This window comes from Streptomyces sp. NPDC055025 (assembly GCF_053608565.1).
Window position 1 is genome coordinate 1 of record NZ_JBSGVS010000157.1, and the last position, 1,209, is coordinate 1,209.

The 1,209-nt window shown below is 54.8% G+C and carries 1 protein-coding gene; it reads left to right on the forward strand.

What is annotated here, in order from left to right; translation table 11 throughout:
- Positions 1-875 (forward strand): hypothetical protein (locus ACWGDX_RS39355; RefSeq protein WP_453633635.1); only part of this gene is annotated, 875 nt, incomplete at its 5' end.
- Positions 876-1,209 lie beyond the last annotated feature (334 nt).

Here is a 1,209-nt window from a genome sequence, read left to right on the forward strand (position 1 = left end):
TCGACGAACTGTTCGAGTACGTCAAAAAATACGAACAACCGTTCCTCGACGCAATAACGCGTGAAAGGCTGTTCGTACCGCCTGGAGTTGAACCTACCGCTGTAGGCACAGCAGAGGAGGCGGCAGCCATCTATCTGCAAGAGTTAAAGGGAGTGCGCGACCAGGAAATGCTTGGAAAAATGGAGAAGCTTCCGCGAGGCGTCCTTGTTCTTAACGGAATTCTGGAAAGATTACGCCCTCAATACCACCTTGCAGAGAACGCTGAGGAGCTTAATAGTCAACCAATGCTCAGCACACCCGTGCATTGGTACTACTTCGAGCTTTGCGCACGGGCCGAAGCGCGAGAACTCATAAAGCAACAAGTACTGTCTAGGGAAGCATTCGATATTCTTCGAGCACTTCAAGATGACAGTTTGACCTGGCTGGGCAACGTGCCTATAGCAGGTCTCGTTGAGCTTCGAGAACGCATGGAGCACGCGGAACTTCGCGAACAATTGAAGAAAATCACAACTCAGTTGACTGCGGCGGGTCCCGCCGAACTTGAAGCTGTAGCGCGGGAAGTCCGGCATGGGTTGGACTTGCTGATTCAGCGCCAGAAGAAAGCAATAAAGGACATCGAAGACAAATACTCACCGAAATACTGGGCTGCAGGAACAGGTAGCGTTATTGGAATCGCCGCCGGTGCAAGTATGTTTTTCATGCCAGCTCTCGCAGCTGCCGCCGGCGTTAGTGCTCCAATCGCGAGTGTGGTGGGTGCGATTGGTGGCGGAGGTATCGCGATGGCGAAGGACGCAGTCGGCCAATTTGTAGAAAAGCGCAGAGCACGAAAAAGTATGCTCGGTATCCTCGCAACGGCGCGAGCGACTTCAAAGTAGTACCGCACACGGAGCGGTGCCGACGCTTGAATGTCCGACCGACTACGGATCAGAACGGCGGCTTGTGGCCGATCGTGGCCTGCCGCCGCCCTGCAACGCGCGACTGGCGCAGATCGACCCACTTCGGTCGTTTACTTCCGTGTGGCCTCAGGGACCGCTTCCAAGGTACAACAGTCTTTCCGGGTGTGGACCGCGTCGGCACGTCCACAACCTGAGCAGACTCTTCAATGCCAATCTCGTTCAAGCGGAGCCAGGTTGTTTTTTCGCCATTGGGACAGCCCCATTCGCTGAGCGGTCAATACTGGAAGTACGTTGGCATGTCTCGGTCTGAGAC